This is a genomic window from Idiomarina sp. (assembly GCF_019431395.1).
GTDB lineage: Bacteria > Pseudomonadota > Gammaproteobacteria > Enterobacterales > Alteromonadaceae > Idiomarina.
In genome coordinates this window covers 295859-314516 of sequence record NZ_CP080268.1, presented here as the reverse complement: position 1 = coordinate 314516, position 18658 = coordinate 295859, and the positions used below count along the sequence as shown (strand labels likewise).

Annotated in this window: 17 protein-coding genes and 1 other RNA gene; 6 read left to right on the top strand and 12 right to left on the bottom strand. The window is 50.3% G+C overall.

What is annotated here, in order from left to right:
• Positions 1-10: 10 nt before the first annotated feature.
• From ffs to KZ771_RS01535, 3 genes are all read right to left on the bottom strand, one after another.
• Positions 11-107: signal recognition particle sRNA small type (gene ffs / locus KZ771_RS01545), an RNA gene on the bottom strand.
• A gap of 92 nt (positions 108-199) precedes the next feature.
• Positions 200-946: an enoyl-CoA hydratase gene (locus KZ771_RS01540; RefSeq protein ID WP_290654155.1), complete on the bottom strand. Its 747-nt coding sequence runs from the start codon at positions 944-946 to the stop codon at positions 200-202.
• A 60-nt stretch (positions 947-1006) separates the two neighbouring features.
• Positions 1007-2095, bottom strand: a complete 1089-nt coding sequence (locus KZ771_RS01535; RefSeq protein WP_290654154.1) for a ketoacyl-ACP synthase III — start codon at positions 2093-2095, stop codon at positions 1007-1009.
• 157 nt (positions 2096-2252) lie between these two features.
• On the opposite strand from KZ771_RS01535, the gene KZ771_RS01530 reads away from it, so the two are divergent.
• Genes KZ771_RS01530 through KZ771_RS01515 form a run of 4 tightly spaced genes read left to right on the top strand, consistent with a single transcriptional unit; the run spans position 2253 to position 5727 of the window.
• A complete protein-coding gene (locus tag KZ771_RS01530) occupies positions 2253-2816 on the top strand; it encodes a YajG family lipoprotein (RefSeq protein ID WP_290654153.1) in 564 nt (187 codons plus the stop codon).
• 34 nt (positions 2817-2850) lie between these two features.
• A complete protein-coding gene (locus tag KZ771_RS01525; RefSeq protein WP_347813156.1) occupies positions 2851-3462 on the top strand; it encodes a peptidylprolyl isomerase in 612 nt (203 codons plus the stop codon).
• Positions 3462-4793, top strand: a complete 1332-nt coding sequence (locus tag KZ771_RS01520) for an MFS transporter (protein ID WP_290654152.1) — start codon at positions 3462-3464, stop codon at positions 4791-4793. Before KZ771_RS01525 ends, KZ771_RS01520 begins: the two co-directional genes overlap by 1 nt.
• Entirely contained in the window at positions 4783-5727 is a 945-nt protein-coding gene (locus tag KZ771_RS01515; protein WP_290654151.1) for a 2-dehydropantoate 2-reductase, read from the top strand. The genes KZ771_RS01520 and KZ771_RS01515 overlap by 11 nt, the downstream gene beginning before the upstream one ends.
• Here the strand turns inward: KZ771_RS01515 and ribBA are convergent.
• From ribBA to glyA, 4 genes are read right to left on the bottom strand one after another with little or no spacing between them, the layout of a single operon-like run.
• On the bottom strand, positions 5670-6782 hold the full coding sequence (ribBA, locus tag KZ771_RS01510) for a bifunctional 3,4-dihydroxy-2-butanone-4-phosphate synthase/GTP cyclohydrolase II (protein WP_290573221.1): 1113 nt from the start codon (positions 6780-6782) through the stop codon (positions 5670-5672). The genes KZ771_RS01515 and ribBA overlap by 58 nt on opposite strands.
• An 8-nt stretch (positions 6783-6790) precedes the next feature.
• Positions 6791-7918 carry a bifunctional diaminohydroxyphosphoribosylaminopyrimidine deaminase/5-amino-6-(5-phosphoribosylamino)uracil reductase RibD gene (gene ribD, locus KZ771_RS01505; protein ID WP_290654150.1) on the bottom strand — a complete coding sequence of 376 codons (1128 nt, stop codon included), beginning with the start codon at positions 7916-7918 and terminating at the stop codon, positions 6791-6793.
• Positions 7911-8360, bottom strand: a complete 450-nt coding sequence (nrdR, locus tag KZ771_RS01500) for a transcriptional regulator NrdR (RefSeq protein ID WP_105306918.1) — start codon at positions 8358-8360, stop codon at positions 7911-7913. Before nrdR ends, ribD begins: the two co-directional genes overlap by 8 nt.
• Before the next feature lie 26 nt (positions 8361-8386).
• On the bottom strand, positions 8387-9643 hold the full coding sequence (gene glyA, locus KZ771_RS01495) for a serine hydroxymethyltransferase (RefSeq protein ID WP_133540363.1): 1257 nt from the start codon (positions 9641-9643) through the stop codon (positions 8387-8389).
• A 196-nt stretch (positions 9644-9839) separates the two neighbouring features.
• Here glyA and ettA point away from each other — a divergent pair, with 196 nt between their 5' ends.
• Entirely contained in the window at positions 9840-11504 is a 1665-nt protein-coding gene (gene ettA, locus KZ771_RS01490) for an energy-dependent translational throttle protein EttA (protein ID WP_290654149.1), read from the top strand.
• An 11-nt stretch (positions 11505-11515) separates the two neighbouring features.
• Here ettA and KZ771_RS01485 read toward each other — a convergent pair whose 3' ends face one another.
• The 4 genes from KZ771_RS01485 to radA are packed head-to-tail and all read right to left on the bottom strand — an operon-like array spanning position 11516 to position 15409.
• Positions 11516-12274, bottom strand: coding sequence for an ABC transporter ATP-binding protein (locus tag KZ771_RS01485; RefSeq protein ID WP_290654148.1), 759 nt, complete (start codon positions 12272-12274; stop codon positions 11516-11518).
• Between the two features lies 1 nt (position 12275).
• Positions 12276-13250 carry an iron ABC transporter permease gene (locus KZ771_RS01480; RefSeq protein ID WP_290654147.1) on the bottom strand — a complete coding sequence of 325 codons (975 nt, stop codon included), beginning with the start codon at positions 13248-13250 and terminating at the stop codon, positions 12276-12278.
• Entirely contained in the window at positions 13234-14052 is an 819-nt protein-coding gene (locus KZ771_RS01475; RefSeq protein WP_290654146.1) for an ABC transporter substrate-binding protein, read from the bottom strand. Before KZ771_RS01475 ends, KZ771_RS01480 begins: the two co-directional genes overlap by 17 nt.
• Positions 14042-15409, bottom strand: coding sequence for a DNA repair protein RadA (radA, locus tag KZ771_RS01470; protein WP_290654145.1), 1368 nt, complete (start codon positions 15407-15409; stop codon positions 14042-14044). The genes KZ771_RS01475 and radA overlap by 11 nt, the downstream gene beginning before the upstream one ends.
• 62 nt (positions 15410-15471) lie before the next feature.
• Here radA and KZ771_RS01465 point away from each other — a divergent pair, with 62 nt between their 5' ends.
• Positions 15472-17997, top strand: a complete 2526-nt coding sequence (locus tag KZ771_RS01465; protein WP_290654144.1) for a PilZ domain-containing protein — start codon at positions 15472-15474, stop codon at positions 17995-17997.
• Here the strand turns inward: KZ771_RS01465 and serB are convergent.
• The gene (gene serB / locus KZ771_RS01460) at positions 17986-18633 is read right to left on the bottom strand and encodes a phosphoserine phosphatase SerB (protein WP_290654143.1); all 648 of its coding nucleotides are present in this window, start codon (positions 18631-18633) and stop codon (positions 17986-17988) included. The two genes, KZ771_RS01465 and serB, sit on opposite strands and share 12 nt — an antisense overlap.
• Positions 18634-18658: the final 25 nt, after the last annotated feature.

Here is an 18658-nt window from a genome sequence, read left to right as displayed (position 1 = left end):
TGGGTGGCGACTCCACCAGCCACACCCCGGCACCCACATCCCTGACTACGGCTGCTCCCTTCCGGGCCTGACCGGGTTCGCCAGTTAGTGTTGCGAGGGGACCCGCAGAGTCACCATAACGCTTACGAATAAGCCCGTGCATTATGGCGTAGTCACGGGCTTGATACAAGCTCTGTCTCAGCTAGAACGGATTAACTGATTACTTTTTCTGCAGCTTTGCTGCTATTGCCTGTTTCGCTTCATCTGAACTTAAGGCTTTAGCAAAATACCCGGCTTCGTGGCTTATCCGATCAGCAACTGATTGCTGCGGCGATTTAATCAATTGCTTGCTAATCCGAAGTGCCTGACGCGACTGTGAGGTTAACTTAGCAATGACGTTGTCGACGTGTTGATCGAGCTCGTCTGCGGCCACGACCGCGTTAACAAAGCCAAACTGTTGTGCTTGTCGGGCACTAAAGTTATCGCCGAGCAAGAGCAATTCAGAGGCCCGTTGATGACCGCACAAACGCGGTAATAACAGACTTGAGCCCGCTTCCGGTAACAGACCAAGTTTTACAAAAGGAAGTGCAAAGGTGGCGTTTTCACTGGCGTAGACTAAGTCGCAGTGCAGTAATAGTGTAGTCCCAATACCTATTGCTAAGCCGTTAACCTTTGCCACGATCGGCACAGTGACACGGTTGATGGTATGCAGAAATTTAAATGGTGGCGCGCTTTCGTCCAGGTTTTCGATGGCAAGGAAGTCGTTTAAGTCGTTACCGGACGAGAAACTGTCACCTGCTCCTTCAAAAATCACGACAGATACCGACGCATCATTGTCAGCTGCGATTAACGCCTGTTCGCACGCCGTATACATTGCCTGGGTAAAGGCATTTTTCTTTTCCGGTCTGTTCAATTTTATCCGGACAACGCCGTCCGCGTGGCTTACTTCTACCTGTGGAGTATCCATGTAAAAAACCTCGTACTTAACTGGTTGTACCTGTTAAGCACGAGCCTATCAGCTTTTTACTTATTGTTCACGCTTTTGCCAGGCTGCTGCCGTTTTTTCGTGCAGCGGAACAATCATTTCCAACGCAGACAAATCGCTGGGCTCCAGCTGCATTTGATTATTCTGTTTTGCTGTGACGCGCTCGCCCCATTGGATCAAACCAGCACCACAGGTAAGCCCGCCGCCAAATACCGCCGACATAATCTTGTCGCCGGGTTTAATAACGCCGGAGTCTGCAGCCTCTGCAAAGGCAATCGGCAAAGTAGCCGACGAAGTATTGCCGTATTTTTGAATATTAATGACCGTCTTTTCGCTGGGCACTTTACAAAGTTTGGCCAGATAATCGATTAGCCGTTTATTTGCCTGATGAGGAATCAGCGAGTCAATGTCGTCAGTCGTTAAGCCGGTTTGCGCAAATACATTTTCAACCGCCGCATTCATACCTTTTACTGCGCGCTTGAATATTTCCTGACCGATAAAGTCAAATTGCATGATGCCGTCAAAACCAAAGCGATCAAAGCTTAAACCAAAGTCCAGACTCAATACATCGCGCGCATCGGCATCACAACTAATATGGCTGGCTAATAGACCGCTTTCCTGGTCAGAAGCCTCTAATACCATTGCCCCCGCACCGTCACCAAATAGCACCGCACTCTCGCGTTTAGTCCAGTCCAGAATACGCGTTAACCGTTCTGCACCAATAAGTAATACGCGCTGATGAGCCCCGGTACGAATAGCCTGGGTCGCCATATGCATGGCATATAGAAAGCTACTGCAGGCGGCATTCAAATCAAACGCGGCGGCATTTTTCGCGCCAAGATCACGCTGCACTGCTGACGCGACATTAGGAATAATTTCGTCAGGGGTACAGGTACCAACAATAATCAGGTCAATTGACTCCGGCTCCAGATCGGCTGCCGCTAACGCGTTTTTAGCCGCTACGGTGGCAAGCTTAGAGGTACCAACATGACTTACCCGGCGTTCAGAAATTCCCGTTCGCGAGACAATCCATTCATCGGAGGTCTCTAAAAACGTCGCTAAATCATCGTTGGTCATAACCGCGGGAGGGAGACATTTGCCCCAACCGGTAATTTCTGCGTATTTATTCACAATGAACCCTTTTACCTCTGGCTGCTGCGACCTCAGTCACCGCACAGCTTTTAAACACGGCGTAAAAAACCTGCTAAAGCGTTTTAGCAGAAGCCCTTTTTACCGTATCATAGCACGAATGTTAGTCTGTTGAATGCTCGTCTTAAAGGTAACGCCAATGATCGGATCTGTAAAAGCCCGTTTATCTAACGCCTTGCTCATTGCGCTAACCAGCTTACTGCTCAGCGCATGTGCCAGTGCACCACAGCCGTTAATTATTAATCTAAACCCGGTAACCAATAAGCTGTCGCAATCCGTGCAACAAATCACGGTTAACGACCAGCGTTCACACAGCTATTTATATCGCCAGTTAAAAAGTGAAGACAAAGCACGGTTCACGGCTCCCTCCGTGCCGCTAAAAGCTACCATTGAGGGAGCTCTTCAGACGCTGGTAAAACCAACCACTAATGGCAACTTACAATGGATTATCACTATTGAAGAAGCAATGGTTGAAGGCACCAGCAGCGCATTGAAGTATCAGCTGAAACATGAAATTGAGTTGCGTGTTACGGCAATTAATAATAACCGACGTTACAGCAATGTGTATCGTGGTCGGGCAGAGTCCAGCGCCATAGGACGTGCCGATGAAGCGGTTATCGAGCGCGAATTCTCTGCATTACTGGCGAGGGTTCTGACTGACATCAGTAACGACCCTAAATTGCGCATCAGAGATAACGAATAGAAACCAAGAAGAAAAAAATCATAGGGAGAATAACATGGTGATGACGAGGTTCTCGACAGTTAAAAGTTTCCTTGCGTTGGTCCTGCTAACGGCAAGTATTGTCGCTCCGGCAGCGGCTCAGGTACAACCTGATAACCCATTCCCGCGTGTTGTTTTTGTCACCAGCGCCGGTGATATTACCGTAGAGCTTAACCGCGAAGCAGCGCCGTTAACCGTCGAGAATTTTTTCCGCTACGTTAAAAAAGCCCAGTACAACGGTACTATCTTTCATCGCCTGGTGCCTGATTTTGTCTTGCAGGGAGGTGGTTATGATGCTGACTTCCAGGCTAAGCCAACCTTCGAAACCATCGTAAACGAATCCGGCAATGGCTTGCTTAATACCTATGGCACCATTGCTATGGCCCGTGAACGAAAACCGCATACGGCGACGCGTCAGTTTTTCTTTAATCTGAATGAAAACACCTCACTCGACCCGGACAGTGGCGATTGGGGCTATACCGTTTTCGGGCGCGTTGTTGACGGCTTAGATGTATTAGAGCAGCTGGCTAAAATCGAATCTCTTCCCTACGACAAAGAGACCGGTTGGCGTGATGTCCCCGCTGAGCCGCCGGTATTAAAACGCATTGAAGTAGTGCCGGCAAACTGATGGCAGCTTCGGCGTCCTTCGGTCAGGATTTGCGGGTATATTTACAGCCCCGGGTGCTGGTCATTTTTATGCTCGGCATTGCCAGTGGTTTTCCCTGGGTGATGATTGGCTCAGCGCTGTCCGCGTGGCTGCAGGAAGCCGGCATGACACGCTCAGTCATTGGCTACTTTGGTGCCGTTTTTAGCGCATACTCGATTAATTTTTTGTGGTCGCCGTTAGTCGACTCCTTAAAAATTCCCTTATTGGCTCGTTGGTTAGGGCAGCGCCGCAGTTGGATCTTACTGTGTCAATTAGTCATTGTCGCCGCCTGCTTTGCGCTTTCCGGACTGGATGTTACCGATAACGTACACCTGGTTGGCCTGTTAGCAATGGCTATCGCCATTAGTTCTGCAACTCAGGACATTGCCATCGATGCCTACCGCATTGAATCATTCGCAGTAACCGAAGGCCGTTTGCAAAGCGCCGGTGCTGCTATGGCTACCGCCGGTTGGTGGACCGGCTACGCCGGCTTGGGGGCGATACCCTTCTTTATTGTCGATAGTACCGAAGTATTATGGCAGCATGCCTACGCCGTGTTGGCAGGTATCATGCTGGTCATTGGCATCATGGTGTTAGTGGTGCGCAAGACAACATACCATCAACAAGACAGTCTCGGCGACAAAGCCCGGACCAACTGGCTGGAACGGCTGCAGCATATCGTGATCGCGCCTATTCGCGAGTTTTTTATGCGGAGCGGCATTAAGTTTGCAGTTTCTGTGCTGCTGTTCATCTTTTTATTTAAAATCGGCGAAGCCTTTTTGGGCCGTATGTCGATTGTTTTTTATAAAGAAATCGGTTTTAGCAACGAGCAAATTGGCACTTACTCAAAGCTGGTTACCTGGTGGGTGACTATCGTGTTTGCTTTATTGGGAAGCGCCGTTAACCTGCGCATGGGCATAGTTAAAGGCTTATTCCTGGGTGGATTAGCCATGTCTGCGTCCAACCTGATGTTTTCCTGGATTGCTTTTGCCGGACCTAGCGAATCGCTGTTTTTGAGTGCGGTAATTATTGACGGCTTTACCAGCGCCTGGTCAACAGTCGCCTTTGTCGCCTTTATCAGCCTACTTTGTAATCGCACTTTCACTGCCTCACAATATGCGCTGATGGCATCCTTGGGAACCTTAGGCAGAACATTGTTATCCACATACAGTGGCGCGGTTGTCGATGCACTGGATGGTAACTGGGCGTTATTCTTCTTCTTAACCGCAATTATGGTGTTACCCAGCCTGGCATTTTTGTGGCATATCCGCCATACCCTGACTCACTTAGAGAGCTTGCGCGATGAACGCTGAAACAAGCTCAAAGTTGAATTGGCTGGTGACAGGTCCCGGGGCAATCAGTGGTTTGATCGGGGCAGGCCTGCTTGAACAGCAACAGTCAGTGCATTGGTTGACACGAACAGCAGCGCAGCACACTTGCATCGATTGGTCGTTGACTAAAGGAAGCAGCTGCCGGCATTACCAAACTCCGGTTTTTTCGGCCGGGCAACGCATCGATGCGGTTATACTGGCAGTTAAATCTTATGACCTCAGCAATGCATTGCAGCGCCTCGACCAGCTCAACATTGATGCTAATTGCCCGGTAATTATAAGCCACAATGGCATGTCAGATATTGCCAGCAAGCGTCCGCTGTTTGCGCTATTGACCACACAGGCCGCAAGCCGCGATGGTTACGCGATAACAAAAAACGGCGATGGCGAGAGTTGGTTGGCTCAGTCTGCGGTTAATCAGCAACAATTATTACCCGACACAATTCAGCAGCTGCTCAAAACTGCATTTGCCCCCTTATCTGTGGTTGAAGACATTCAGCGACGCCAGTGGCAGAAGCTACTAATTAACTGTGTTATCAATCCATTAACGGCAATATACCGGGTTAATAACGGCGCGCTGGCGGAATCACGCTTCCGGGCTGAGAAAGATGCTTTAATTGAGGAGTTTATAGCAGTAGCTGCCGCTGAGGGTCAGGACATTGATTTTGATTCGGCCCAACAGAGGGTGGATGCGGTGATTAACGCCACCGCCAAAAATCGCTCATCCATGCTGGTGGACGTTGACAATCAACGTCCTACCGAAATTTACGCCATGAACGGCTTTATCGTAGAAAAAGCAGGCCAGCATGGATTAAGTGTTCCCTTGCACAAGAAGGTGACTTGCGCCTTAGGCGCAAGTTACTTGTCTTCGATAAAGTCGACAACCTCAAGACCAAAACCTGACAACGCCGAATAGCGTTTAGGTGAGCTCATCAAGTGCATTTGGTGAATACCCAGGTCGGCAAGGATTTGCGAACCCAGTCCTACGTTGCGCGACGCATTAGAAGCTGACGCTGTCGGTTGATGCTCGCCGTGGTCCTGCGCTTCGAACTCTTTTACCTGTGCGATGATATCATCAGCGCTTTGCTGACGACCAATAATCACCAGCACGCCATCGTTTTCTGCCAGGTATTTCATCGCTTTGTAAATTGGCCAGCTGCGTTTTGCGGCACGCTCGGTTAGCAAGGTATCATGAAAGGTGTCCTGCAAATGCACTCGCACATTGGTCGGCTTGTCTGCGTCAATGTCGCCATGCACCAAAGCATGGTGAACCTGTTGATCAATCGAGTCCTGATAAGTTACCAGGGTAAACTCACCGGCACTGGTCGGTAACCGACATTCAGCAACCCGGGTTACGGTTTTTTCTTTCATCGAGCGATACTCGATCAAATCTGCGATGGTGCCGATTTTAATATCATGCTCTGTGGCGAACTTTTCTAAATCCGGGCGACGCGCCATGGTGCCGTCTTCGTTGAGTACTTCAACGATAACCGAGGCCGGCTCAAAGCCTGCCAGCCTGGCCAGGTCACAACCCGCTTCGGTGTGACCGGCGCGGTTCAATACCCCACCCTGCTTGGCTTTTAGCGGAAAAATGTGACCCGGCATCACCAGATCTTCAGGTTTCGCATCTTTGGCCACCGCATCTTTAACCGTTTTAGCCCGATCGGCCGCTGAAATTCCGGTGGTCACGCCTTCCGCAGCTTCGATAGAAACCGTAAAGTTAGTCGCATAAGGTGCGTTATTTTTGTCGACCATAAGTGGCAGGTTCAGTTGTTTACAACGCTCTTCCGTTAACGTCAGGCAAATCAAACCGCGGCCGTAGCGTGCCATAAAATTAACCGCTTCGGGTGTAACACAGTCCGCTGCGATAATTAAATCACCTTCATTTTCACGGTCTTCGTCATCCATCAGGATAACCATTTTGCCCTGACGAATATCTTCAATAATTTCTTCTGTGGTATGCAGTGACATAGTTACCCTTATTTTTGTTCCTGTTTTGGCGTCGCAATAATACGATTATCGCTGCCAATAGTGCGCCGATCTGTGATGATAAATTGCGGCGCTTGAGACAGTTCTGTAAATTCCCCGAGCTCCAAAGCAGCCCTGGCAGTCGGGCCTAATAGCTGCGTGGATTGATATAAAAATAGTTGCTGCACCAGCTGTTGTTGCAACAACGCACCGGCCAGGCTCGCACCACATTCAGTCCAGACTAAATTAACCTCGCGCAGCGCCAGCTCCAGCATGGCATCATGTAAATCTATTTTATTATCAGCGCTCTTTTTAACGATGACCTGGTGACAATGCGGGTGGCGGCTGGCATTAGCCTCAGTATGGCGTATTAACCATACCGGTGCCTCCGAGGCAAATAATTGCAAATCGTCATGAATACGATTCTGGCCGTCAATGACTACCCGAATCGGCTGTTTTAGCGGCGTCGGCAGCTCTCTCGTCGCCGGCCACTGTTCTGCCCGCACCGTTAACCTTGGATTATCTGCCAGTACCGTATCAGCACCGGTCAAAATTGCATCGGCCTGGGCACGCCAAAATTGTACATCTGAGCGCGCGGCCGCTGAGGTAATCCACTGACTTTTGCCATTGGCTAATGCGGTTCTGGCATCTAACGACGTTGCCATTTTTAATCGTAACAGCGGCAATTGGGTCGTCATGCGGTGAATAAAACCCGGATTTAAGGCTTTAGCGGCGTCCTCTAACACACCAACCTGCACTTCAATGCCGGCCTTCCGCAAATTGGCAATACCTGTTCCCGCAACCTGCGGGTTAGGATCCTGCATCGCCACCACCACACGCTTAACCTGAGCATCAATCAATGCATTAACGCACGGTGGGGTGCGGCCAAAGTGACTGCAGGGTTCAAGGGTGACATAAGCGGTAGCACCTTTCGCCTCGACGCCGGCCGCAGTGATGGCATTCACCTCGGCATGAGCTTGCCCGGCTTTTTGGTGCCAGCCTTCGCCGACAATACGGTTATTTTGCGTTAATACACAACCGACTGCTGGATTTGGCGACGTGGTCAGGATGCCGCGACGTCCGAGTTCCAGCGCCCGATGCATCATCTGGTGGTCAAGCTGACTTTGCTCGCTAATCATTAAGGCGCGCTATCTCCTCGCCAAACTCGCGAATATCCTCAAACGAGCGATAGACAGAAGCAAAGCGAACATAAGCCACTTTATCAATTTGCTTAAGGTTATCCATTACCTGATTACCAATGAAGTCGCTACTGATTTCGCGTTCACCGGTAGCACGTATGGCTGACTTAATTTTATTAATCGCCTGTTCCATCAGTTCCAGGCTTACCGGACGTTTTTCCAGTGCCCTTAGCAAGCCGTTGCGAAGTTTATCTTCGTTAAAAGGTTCCCGGCTGCCGTCAGATTTGATCACGCGCGGCATAATCAACTCAGCTGTTTCGAACGTAGTAAAACGCTCCTTGCAGTGATTACACTCGCGCCGCCGGCGCACCGATGCTCCATCCGCGACCAGTCGCGAATCAATCACTTTTGTGTCTTGGGTGCCGCAAAATGGACAGTGCATCGGTGTTCTCCGTTTAGCTTGCCGCGTTATTTATAAACCGGAAAATTTGCACACAGCGCTTTAACCTGCTCACGCACTGCGTTGATCGTGTCTTCGTTGTTAATATCGTCTAAGACATCACAAATCCAGTTTGCCACCTGTTTTGCCTCAGCATCTTTAAAACCGCGACGGGTAATGGCCGGTGTTCCCAGACGTAACCCTGAGGTCACAAACGGCGACCGCGGGTCATTAGGCACAGCATTTTTATTGACCGTGATAAACGCACGACCTAAGGCCGCATCAGCATCTTTACCGGTGATATCCTTATCGATCAAATCGACCAGGAACAGATGATTCTGAGTACCGTTTGAAACAATTTTATAACCACGCTGCTGCAGTGTTTCGACCATCACGTTGGCATTTTTCAGCACCTGCTCTTGATAGCTCTTAAACTCAGGCTGCAAGGCTTCTTTGAATGCGACCGCTTTAGCCGCAATCACGTGCATCAGTGGACCACCCTGATTGCCCGGGAATACCGCACTGTTCAATTTCTTGTGCAGTTTTTCGTCGTCTTTACCCGACAAAATCAGGCCGCTACGCGGTCCGGCTAACGTTTTGTGTGTGGTGGTGGTGACCACGTCTGCGAATGGTATTGGGCTAGGATAAACACCTGCGGCAACCAAACCGGCAACGTGTGCCATATCAACCAATAAATAGGCGCCGACTGCATCAGCAATTTCGCGAAAACGCTGCCAGTCGACAATACCGGAATAGGCTGAAAAACCTGCAACAATAACTTTAGGCTGGTGTTCTTTAGCTAAACGCTCAACTTCTTCGTAATCAATTTCGCCAGTCTCTTCGGAAAGACCATAAGCCACCGCGTTATAGAGTTTGCCCGAGAAGTTAACACTTGAACCGTGAGTTAAGTGGCCACCATGCGCCAGGCTCATACCCAGAAAAGTATCACCGGCTTCCATCAACGCCATAAACGCAGCCGTGTTGGCTTGTGAACCCGAGTGCGGTTGTACGTTAGCGTACTTGGCGCCGAATAGCTCTTTGGCGCGCTCAATCGCCAGGTCCTCTACGATATCAACGTATTCACAGCCACCATAGTAGCGTTTATGCGGATAACCCTCGGCATACTTATTCGTTAACTGCGAGCCTTGAGCTTCCATCACACGCTGGCTGGTGTAGTTTTCTGATGCGATCAGTTCAATGTGTTGCTCCTGACGCTCGACTTCTTTGCTCATAGCGTCCCAAAGTTCAGCATCAAATTCAGCGATATTGTGTTGCGATTTTTGCATTACAGCTCCCACTTAACGGTTTGCGATGGCTAACTTCCATCATGACTGCGAATCTTAACGACTCAATAGTGCCGCCATTTTAACCTAAAACGACAACTAATGCCTAGTTAGACTCATCAAACAAATTTGGGCATTTACCCCATTTGGCATTAAACTAGGGACAACTTTTTACAGCAATGCAAGGATTGTTCGTCGCATGGCGCAATACATTTATTCTATGTCGCGGGTGAGCAAGGTTGTTCCCCCCAAAAAGACGATTCTAAAAGATATTTCATTATCATTTTTCCCGGGCGCTAAAATCGGCGTACTCGGTTTAAACGGTGCTGGTAAATCAACGCTACTGCGCATTATGGCCGGCGTTGATCAGGACTTTGAGGGCGAAGCGCGCCCGCTAGCCGGTATTAAAATTGGCTATCTGCCGCAAGAGCCGCAGCTGGACGAAGAAAAAACCGTAAAAGCAACGGTTGAAGAAGCCGTTGCCGATGTTAAAGAGGCGCTAACCCGGCTGGATGAGATTTACGCTGCCTATGCGGATGAAAACGCTGACTTTGACGCACTATCAAAAGAACAAGGCGAGTTAGAGGCATTATTGCAGGCGAAAGACGGCCACAATATTGATAACATTCTGGAGCGTGCAGCGGATGCCCTGCGGTTACCACAATGGGATGCTAAAATTGGCAACTTATCCGGTGGTGAACGTCGCCGCGTAGCCATTTGCCGCCTGCTGCTGTCCAAACCTGACATGTTGTTGCTGGACGAACCAACTAACCACTTAGATGCTGAATCTGTAGCCTGGCTGGAGCGCTTCCTGCACGATTACAACGGTACCGTGGTAGCCATTACCCACGACCGTTATTTCCTCGACAATGTTGCCGGCTGGATCCTGGAGCTGGACCGTGGTTATGGCATCCCCTGGGAAGGCAACTACTCCAGCTGGCTGGAGCAAAAAGAGAAACGCCTGGAACAGGAAGAGCGCCAGGAAAAAGCGCGCCAACGCACCATCAAACAAGAGCTGGAGTGGGTACGCACTAACCCGAAAGGCCGCCAGGCTAAAAGCAAGGCACGTCTTAACCGCTTTGAAGAATTGCAAAGCGGTGATTACCAAAAACGTAACGAAACTAACGAACTGTTCATTCCGCCCGGTCCACGCTTGGGTGATAAAGTTATCGACGTTAACGGTATTAGCAAAGCCTACGAAAACCGTCAGCTTATCGACAACCTGAGCTTTAGCGTACCGAAAGGCGCTATCGTCGGTATCATTGGTCCAAACGGTGCCGGTAAATCAACCTTATTCCGCATGATCAATGGTCAGGAACAACCGGATAGCGGCTCCATCGAGATAGGTGAAACCGTTGAATTAGCCAGCGTTGATCAGTTCCGCGATGACATGGATGACAGCAAAACGGTATTCCAGGAAATCACCGACGGTAACGATATCCTTAAAATTGGTAACTTTGAAGTTAATGGCCGCGCCTACGTTGGTCGCTTTAACTTCCGCGGTACCGACCAGCAAAAACGTATTGGTGAGTTGTCGGGTGGTGAGCGCAACCGCGTCCACTTGGCTAAGTTATTGCGAGCGGGTGGCAACGTGCTGTTGCTGGATGAGCCAACCAACGACCTCGATGTCGAAACCTTACGCGCGCTGGAAGAAGCGATTCTGGAATTCCCGGGTTCAGTCATGGTCATCTCGCACGACCGTTGGTTCCTTGACCGTATCGCAACCCATATTCTGGATTACCGTGACGAAGGCGAAGTGGTCTTCTACGAAGGTAACTACAGTGACTATGAAGCCTACATGAAAGATAAGTTCGGTGAGCAGGCAATGGAGCCACACCGCATTAAATATAAGCCGATTGGTTAATTAAGCGCTATTCACAGCGGCTGTGGCAACCAGGCCACGCCGCTGTCTTCACAAAACCACTGTGCTTTTATGCCAAACACCTGCGCTAAATTATCATCTGATAACACCTTAGCCGGCGCGCCAACGTCAATCAATTTGCCTTCGTTTAATAACACCAACTGATCACAAAAACGTGCCGCTAGTGGCAAATCATGCAGACAGCAAAGTACCAACTGGCCCTGGCCGCTGCGTTGTTGCAGTAATTGCATAGTATGTAGCTGATGATTAATATCCAGCGCACTGGTCGGCTCATCGCACAATAACAATTTCGGTTGTCCGACTAACGCCCGTGCCAGCAGTGCGCGTTGCTGCTCGCCACCCGATAAAGTAGATAATGCACGCGCTGACAAGTCCACTAAGTCACATTCAGTGACGACCTGGTCAATCCTAAGCTGTTGCTCGCTGCTGCTCAGCCGGTGCTGCAATAAACCAATTTTTATCAATTCAATAACGCTGACATCCCACTGCGGCTGTTCCCGTTGCGGTAAGTAAGCCATAACTTCAGCTTTTTGCCGGGCAGACATTTGCTGCATCGGCTGCTGGTCGATAGCAACGTGACCCGTGGCAGGCGTCAACAGCCCGGCGATAGCTTTTAGCAAACTACTCTTGCCGGCTCCATTGGCACCGATAACACCAACTAACTGTCCGCTGTGCAGGGTTAGATTGATACTCTGCAGCCGCGGTGCCGACAAGCCCTCTACACGAATATCGGAAAGTTCGAGTAACGCCATATCAAATGACCTGCTGTCGATATTGACGCATCAATAGCGCAATCAGCAGCGGCGCCCCCACTAATGCAGCGACTATACCGACGGGCAGTTCGCGCGGCCCACTGATCACGCGCGTGATAATATCCATACTCAATAGCAACAAGGCACCGGCAGGCGCACTTAACCACAGCACTCGCTGTGGGTGCTGCTCACCCAACAAACGAATACAATGGGGCGCCAGCAAACCGATAAAGCCGATGATACCTGCACTGACCACGCTACCGGCCACCAGTAGCGCGACAGCCAGTAAAATCATATTGCGCTGGCTGACCAGCTTAAAACCCAGCGTTGCAACCGTCTGCTCGGATAAGGTTAAGGCGGTCAATAAATGGCGGGCACTGGCAAGTAGCGCCACACCAAGCACCAGGCAAGGGAGCAATAACAATAAATGTGACCAACTGCGGTTCGCGAGTGTACCCAGGGTCCACAAACTCCATTCCTGAAACGCGAATGGATTGGGTGCCAGATACAGAATAAGCCCCATCAGCGCGGCAGCCAGTGATGACACCGCTACGCCGGCCAAAATAACCCGGTAAACATCGTGTTGTCGCCACGCCAACAACAAAATCACCAGCAACCCGAGTAAGCCGCCGGCAAGCGCCACCAGCGGTAATAAAAAAGAGGACATTCCCAGCATACCAAAATATAAAACGGCAACCGTGGTCAGCGCTGACATTGACGAAACACCAATGAGCCCCGGCTCTGCCAGTGGGTTACGCAGTAGCAGCTGTAACGTCGCTCCGGCAAGCCCCAGTGCCATGCCATTGCCGATAACAAGAAGCCAACGAGGCAGTCGAATATCCAGCAGTATGGTTTTCTGTAACTGACTTAACTCGGTAATTTGCAACGTTACCGGCCCCTGGCTAAGGTGCCAGGCACTCAATAAAATAAAGCTGAACGCTAGGATCAGCCAACGGCTGTCAGGTAGTCGGGTCATGGCTAACTCGTTGTTGTTGAACTTGTTCCAAAGCATCCAGATACAGCCCTATGTTAACTACGGGGCATGCCGCTTTATCACTATCGATGACGGTAACGCGTTGTTGTTGCAGCCACTGCTTAAGCAGTGGGTGGTGGCGCCAGCTATTGGCCAGGGCAAAGCTATTTTCGCTAAACCCCTCTAAAATCACAGTATCCGGTTGCCATTGCAGCAATTGCTCCAGCTGCAGGGCAACAAGCCCACTCCCTTCGGCTGCACTCAGATTCTGCCAGCCGGCCTGATTAATTAATGTATCTGCCCAGCTGCCTTCACCCCAGCTCCACTGATTCGGCATAACAAAAACCACCTGTTGTGGCTGACTCTTCAGGCGTGCCAGCTGAACCCGTGTTTTAGCTGCGTGTTGACTGACCTGTTCTTCCAGCCCCAGCTCAATCAGCTGTTGCCGCCAGCGCTTATAATCAGCCCAACTCTGCGGTTGAGCTAAGCGCGTGACTTGCGTGTATTCGCGCAATTGCTTAACCAGGCGGGGATCAGTAAATGCGGTGGCGATAACCCGCGAGGGCTGCAGCGCTAATATAGACTCCAGCGTGCCGTTGTGAGCAGTAACGTGGGCTGCTGTTGTTTTTAGCAGCGGCTCGGCAGCGCTCAGGTAAGTAATCCCAACCAGTTGTTGCGGCGCCCATCGCAACAGCAACTGATCAACACATTGATTGAGCGATACCCAGCGCTGTTGCTGCGCTATGCTGGTGTCGGTTGTAACAACCAACAGCAGCGCCAGCAATCCGTATCGTTTAAATCGCATCCAGCGCTTCTTGTAAGTTTTTAACACCGACGACAGTCATGCCCTCAGGCGCATTTTTCGGTTTATTTGCCAGTGGTACAATCGCCTTTTTAAAGCCATGTTTAGCCGCTTCGTTCAGCCGCTCCAGGCCGTTGGGTACGGGCCGTATTTCGCCCGCCAGGCCCACTTCGCCAAACACAATTAGCTCGCGCGGCAGCGGTTCACCTTTAAAACTCGACACAATGGCCAACAGTAACGCCATATCCGCTGAGGTTTCGGTTACTTTTACGCCACCGACAACGTTCACAAACACGTCTTGATCAGAAATTTGCAAGCCGCCGTGACGATGCAATACCGCTAACAACAGCGCTAACCGCGTTGGTTCCAAACCTACTGCAACCCGGCGCGGATTGGCCAATGCCGAATAATCGACCAAGGCCTGGATTTCTACCAGTAGTGGCCGCGTGCCTTCCCATACCACCATAACAACTGAACCATTGCCCTGTTCTTCGCCACGTTGCAGGAAAATAGCTGAGGGGTTGGATACTTCTTTAAGGCCGCTGCCGGTCATTGCAAAAACACCCAGTTCGTTAACCGCGCCAAAGCGATTTTTGGTACCCCGCAAGGTGCGGTAACGTGAATCTGACGAGCCATCAAGAATAACCGAACAGTCGATGCAATGCTCCAGCACCTTAGGCCCGGCCAGACTGCCGTCTTTGGTAACATGACCCACCATAATAATGGCAACGCCATTTTGTTTCGCATAACGCGTCAAAAACGCGGCTGTTTCGCGCACTTGCGAGACACTGCCGGGAGCTGACGTGACATCCGACAGGTGCATGACCTGTATCGAGTCAATCACCATCACTTCAGGCTTTTCCTGATCCGCTAACTGACAAATGGTTTCCACCGAGGTTTCGGCCAGCATGCGCAGCTTATCCATCGGCAGCGACAGCCGCTGAGCGCGCATCGCGACCTGTTGCAACGACTCTTCGCCAGTAACATATAGGGTGCGTTTACCTTCGGCCAGGCGGCACAAGGTTTGAAGTAACAGCGTACTCTTACCAGCGCCGGGCGAGCCACCGATTAAAATAGCAGACCCCGGCACCACGCCGCCGCCCAGTACCCGATCAAATTCTTTAAAGGTGGTGCTAAAACGCGGTACTTCTTGCAGTGACACTTCGTTAAGGGTTTGCACACGCGCCTGTGTGGCGCCGGCAAAGCCGCTACGCTCGGCCACCCGCGGATGCGTTTTAGGATTACTCAGGCGTACTTCAGTCAGACTGTTCCAGGCTTTACACTCCGTGCATTGCCCCAGCCAACGCGGAAAGTCTGCACCACAGTCATTACATACATACGCCGTTTTTGTTTTTGCCATTACCCGCCAACTCGTTCTATGATGCTAAATAAAGTCATCTATTATAAGAATAAAATACCATAATGCCGAATGCCCATTTTGAGCAACTCATCGAACAATTAAAACCTGTTGTGAATGAGCCCGACTTCGATAAAATTTTTCGTGCCTTAACCGAGGGCGAAGATGGGCCTACTCGTTTTCAGTTAAAAATGGAGCTGCGCCGTTTAGCTTCGCCCTGTCTGCTGACGGTTGATTTGCGTAATCGCGTTAGCGGTCGCTGTGAACCTTATGACTTTTTAGGCCGCCGTCATTACCTGGATGAAGTAGCAAAAGACATTTTTGAACGTGGTTTACGCATTTATAACGGCGTTTTTACTCAGGACACCTACGAGCAAATTCTCACTGCCGAAAACAACAACCGTGTGATTCAGGAAAAAGAGCGCGAACAGGCCTTAGAGCGAAAAAATCAACATGCTGAGCGAGTTGCGACGCGCGAAGAGTATACCGCAGATGACGAAATCCAGTCACCCTATCTAGTCGATACCTTCCACTTTGGCGATTATCCCTATCGCGCTGAAGAACGGATGAACTTTAGCGTTGAAGTACGCCTGGAAGACGACCAGCTAACCAGTAAAAAGGCGATTACCAGTGATATTTCAGTTACCGGCTTAAGAGTTCGCGTGGATGTTGCCTGGCAGAAAAAAACCGGCGACAAACTGAATGTTTATTTTACCGGCTTAGCCAAAGAGTTTACGCTGGATCCCCAAATGGCTATTCCATACACCATCGTAGCCGTGCAGCGCCAGGGGGATAAAACCTACCTCAGTTTAAATCGCTCAAGTGAGTTTAGCTCCGATTCGTTGGATAAGTTCCTCAAGCAGTTTATTAATGGCTACAAAAAACGTTACCGCGTGAATATCGATAATACTTATCACGCGTTGATGAATAAGGGACATGAGCAGTTTCTGATGCCGCGGCTGGGGGTATTGCCACTTTATTTTGCTTACCGTGACAAGCAGCTACAAGCCGATTACGTTCTGACCACCGATAATAACCGTCATATCATTGAAGACTGGATTAACGAGCACAACCAGATCTCGATTGGTTCACTTTTTAACCCCAGACGCTCGGCACATTTTATTAAGCGTTTAGCTGAACACCCCGAAGCCAGCGTAACCTTCTTGACCTTTAGCATTACCGCCCGCGGCAAAATCTACTACTACTCGGCGCTGGCGGAAGAGCTTTTAAAAAACGACTTGTGGGACACCTTTGTCAATTTTGCCGCGCAGAAGTCGTCTTTCCGGGTTTATCAGTTCCGCTTGCGTAAACTTGACCCTGAGCAAGCCTGGCAGCCGCAAGCGGTGCCACTTGAGGTACAAATTCCATTTCGGCTAAATCCGCCCAGTCCACGCGTAAAACAGGCACTGGCGCCTCTCAATTATTTAGGTACCTTAACCGATGTTACCGACAGCATGCGGCAATTTGCAGGCAATGAATTTGATAAGAGCCAGGTCAAAGCATTAAAAGTATTTTTGCATCCTCCGGCTGTTCCTATTCGCACCAAAGACGTGCGGCTAGAGTTTGTCGACTTGCGTAAAGAACAACGTTTTAGTTATCGCAGCCGTTGCCGACTGCGCATTGGTAAGACGATTCGCGAAGGCATGATTCTGGACCTCTCAGTGCATGGATTAAAAGTGCAACTCGACGATGCTGTCGATACGCAGGTCAATGATACGGTGTTGCTTTCGTTGACCGGTTTCGAGAAAAAACACACAAAATCCAGCCTGCGCGATATTCCATACCTTGTAGTAAACAGTGACGCTAGCAAGACAACGCTCAACCTTAAAATCCCTAAACCAAAAACCGATGACAAAAAACAAAGCCACGCTGGTGCTGAGTTTTTCCAGTTTTTGATTAAAGAACATCGAGATCAACTCAAGCTGCTGCACGAAAACACTTCGTTGAATGGTATCGAACTTTGCCTGCGCAACCTCTACTGCGCCGCACCGCCGTCCGTTCCCCTGTATTTGTATCAGAACAAAAAACGACAGGTCACCTTGCGCCGCGCTGGCGTGTCGTCGTGGCGTTCCGGCTGGGCCAGACTACTGGCCAACCTACCCGGCAGTGGCGCTGACAATCTGAACATTCAGCCAGTATTGCGCGGTAGCAGTCTCAATACTGAAATATTACCCCCATTACAAGCGCTGAGCCGCTCCGACCGGCCACTCAAAAAACTGTTGTTGGTTAAGTTATATCAGGACCAGGACGAGAGCGTTCTGCAAACTCAGTGGCAGACGTTTGACTCATTAGACACTGCAACCATATTGTCGTTTGCGGACCAGTGTCTGCCCGACGCCGTGTTTTTTGCCGTGCAAGTCGAATTAAGCCGCACCGGGCGGCCGGATATTCAATTTGTTCAGGCCGAAATGAGTTATTTATCACAATATGCCTCGCACCGCGCTAACGAGCTAGAGGAAGAGTTGTGGCAGGTTTACGCGGTCGCCGACACCCACGATATAACAGCAGAGGTGTTAAAGTTTGCCGATGTCAGCCTGGAAAACATCAAACAGCAGCAGCAGCGACTTAACTCCTGGCTGTCAGCTGATTAACCCAAGTTTTTTCAGTTCGGGCAGCAGCAGGCTTAAATCAGGCTGCTCGATGCAGATATCCGCAACCCTGCGTAGCGCCGGTTTCGCACAAAATGCGACCCCCAGATCGGCAGCCTCCAGCATCGCAATGTCGTTGGCACCGTCACCCACTGCCACAACATGCGCTGCCTGCTGCTTTAATCGCGATACCTGCATTGCTTTATAGTTAGCATCGACTACCGGTTCACCAACATCACCCGTCAGCGTCATAGCTTGTGTCACTAATACATTGGCATAATACTCATCCAGCTTCAGGGCTGCGGCAACACGCTCGGCAAACCATTCGAAACCGCCGGAAACCAGCACCGTGCGCCAGCCGGCCTGCTGCAATGTGCTAATTAATAGTTCTGCTCCTGCGGTCAGGGGCAACGGATTAAAGATTTTTTCGAACTCGTTCACTGACACGCCTTTTAAGCAGGCGACTCGCTCGCGTAAACTCTGTTCGAAGTCTAGTTCGCCGCGCATCGCTCGCTCAGTAATTGCAGCGACTTGCGCACCTGCCCCTGTTAAAGCGGCAATTTCATCGATACACTCTATTTGAATTAAGGTAGAATCCATGTCAAAGACGATGACATTATCGGCTCGCGAATTGGCCATTTATAACTCCGGTAGGCTAGTAACA

Coding starts and splice junctions, on each gene's coding strand:
- KZ771_RS01540 (WP_290654155.1), bottom strand. CDS start 946: ATGGATACTCCACAGGTAGAAGTAAGCCACGCGGACGGCGTTGTCCGG.
- KZ771_RS01530 (WP_290654153.1), top strand. CDS start 2,253: ATGATCGGATCTGTAAAAGCCCGTTTATCTAACGCCTTGCTCATTGCG.
- KZ771_RS01525 (WP_347813156.1), top strand. CDS start 2,851: ATGGTGATGACGAGGTTCTCGACAGTTAAAAGTTTCCTTGCGTTGGTC.
- KZ771_RS01520 (WP_290654152.1), top strand. CDS start 3,462: ATGGCAGCTTCGGCGTCCTTCGGTCAGGATTTGCGGGTATATTTACAG.
- KZ771_RS01515 (WP_290654151.1), top strand. CDS start 4,783: ATGAACGCTGAAACAAGCTCAAAGTTGAATTGGCTGGTGACAGGTCCC.
- ribBA (WP_290573221.1), bottom strand. CDS start 6,782: ATGTCACTGCATACCACAGAAGAAATTATTGAAGATATTCGTCAGGGC.
- ribD (WP_290654150.1), bottom strand. CDS start 7,918: ATGATTAGCGAGCAAAGTCAGCTTGACCACCAGATGATGCATCGGGCG.
- nrdR (WP_105306918.1), bottom strand. CDS start 8,360: ATGCACTGTCCATTTTGCGGCACCCAAGACACAAAAGTGATTGATTCG.
- glyA (WP_133540363.1), bottom strand. CDS start 9,643: ATGCAAAAATCGCAACACAATATCGCTGAATTTGATGCTGAACTTTGG.
- ettA (WP_290654149.1), top strand. CDS start 9,840: ATGGCGCAATACATTTATTCTATGTCGCGGGTGAGCAAGGTTGTTCCC.
- KZ771_RS01485 (WP_290654148.1), bottom strand. CDS start 12,274: ATGGCGTTACTCGAACTTTCCGATATTCGTGTAGAGGGCTTGTCGGCA.
- KZ771_RS01480 (WP_290654147.1), bottom strand. CDS start 13,250: ATGACCCGACTACCTGACAGCCGTTGGCTGATCCTAGCGTTCAGCTTT.
- KZ771_RS01475 (WP_290654146.1), bottom strand. CDS start 14,052: ATGCGATTTAAACGATACGGATTGCTGGCGCTGCTGTTGGTTGTTACA.
- radA (WP_290654145.1), bottom strand. CDS start 15,409: ATGGCAAAAACAAAAACGGCGTATGTATGTAATGACTGTGGTGCAGAC.
- KZ771_RS01465 (WP_290654144.1), top strand. CDS start 15,472: ATGCCGAATGCCCATTTTGAGCAACTCATCGAACAATTAAAACCTGTT.
- serB (WP_290654143.1), bottom strand. CDS start 18,633: ATGGCCAATTCGCGAGCCGATAATGTCATCGTCTTTGACATGGATTCT.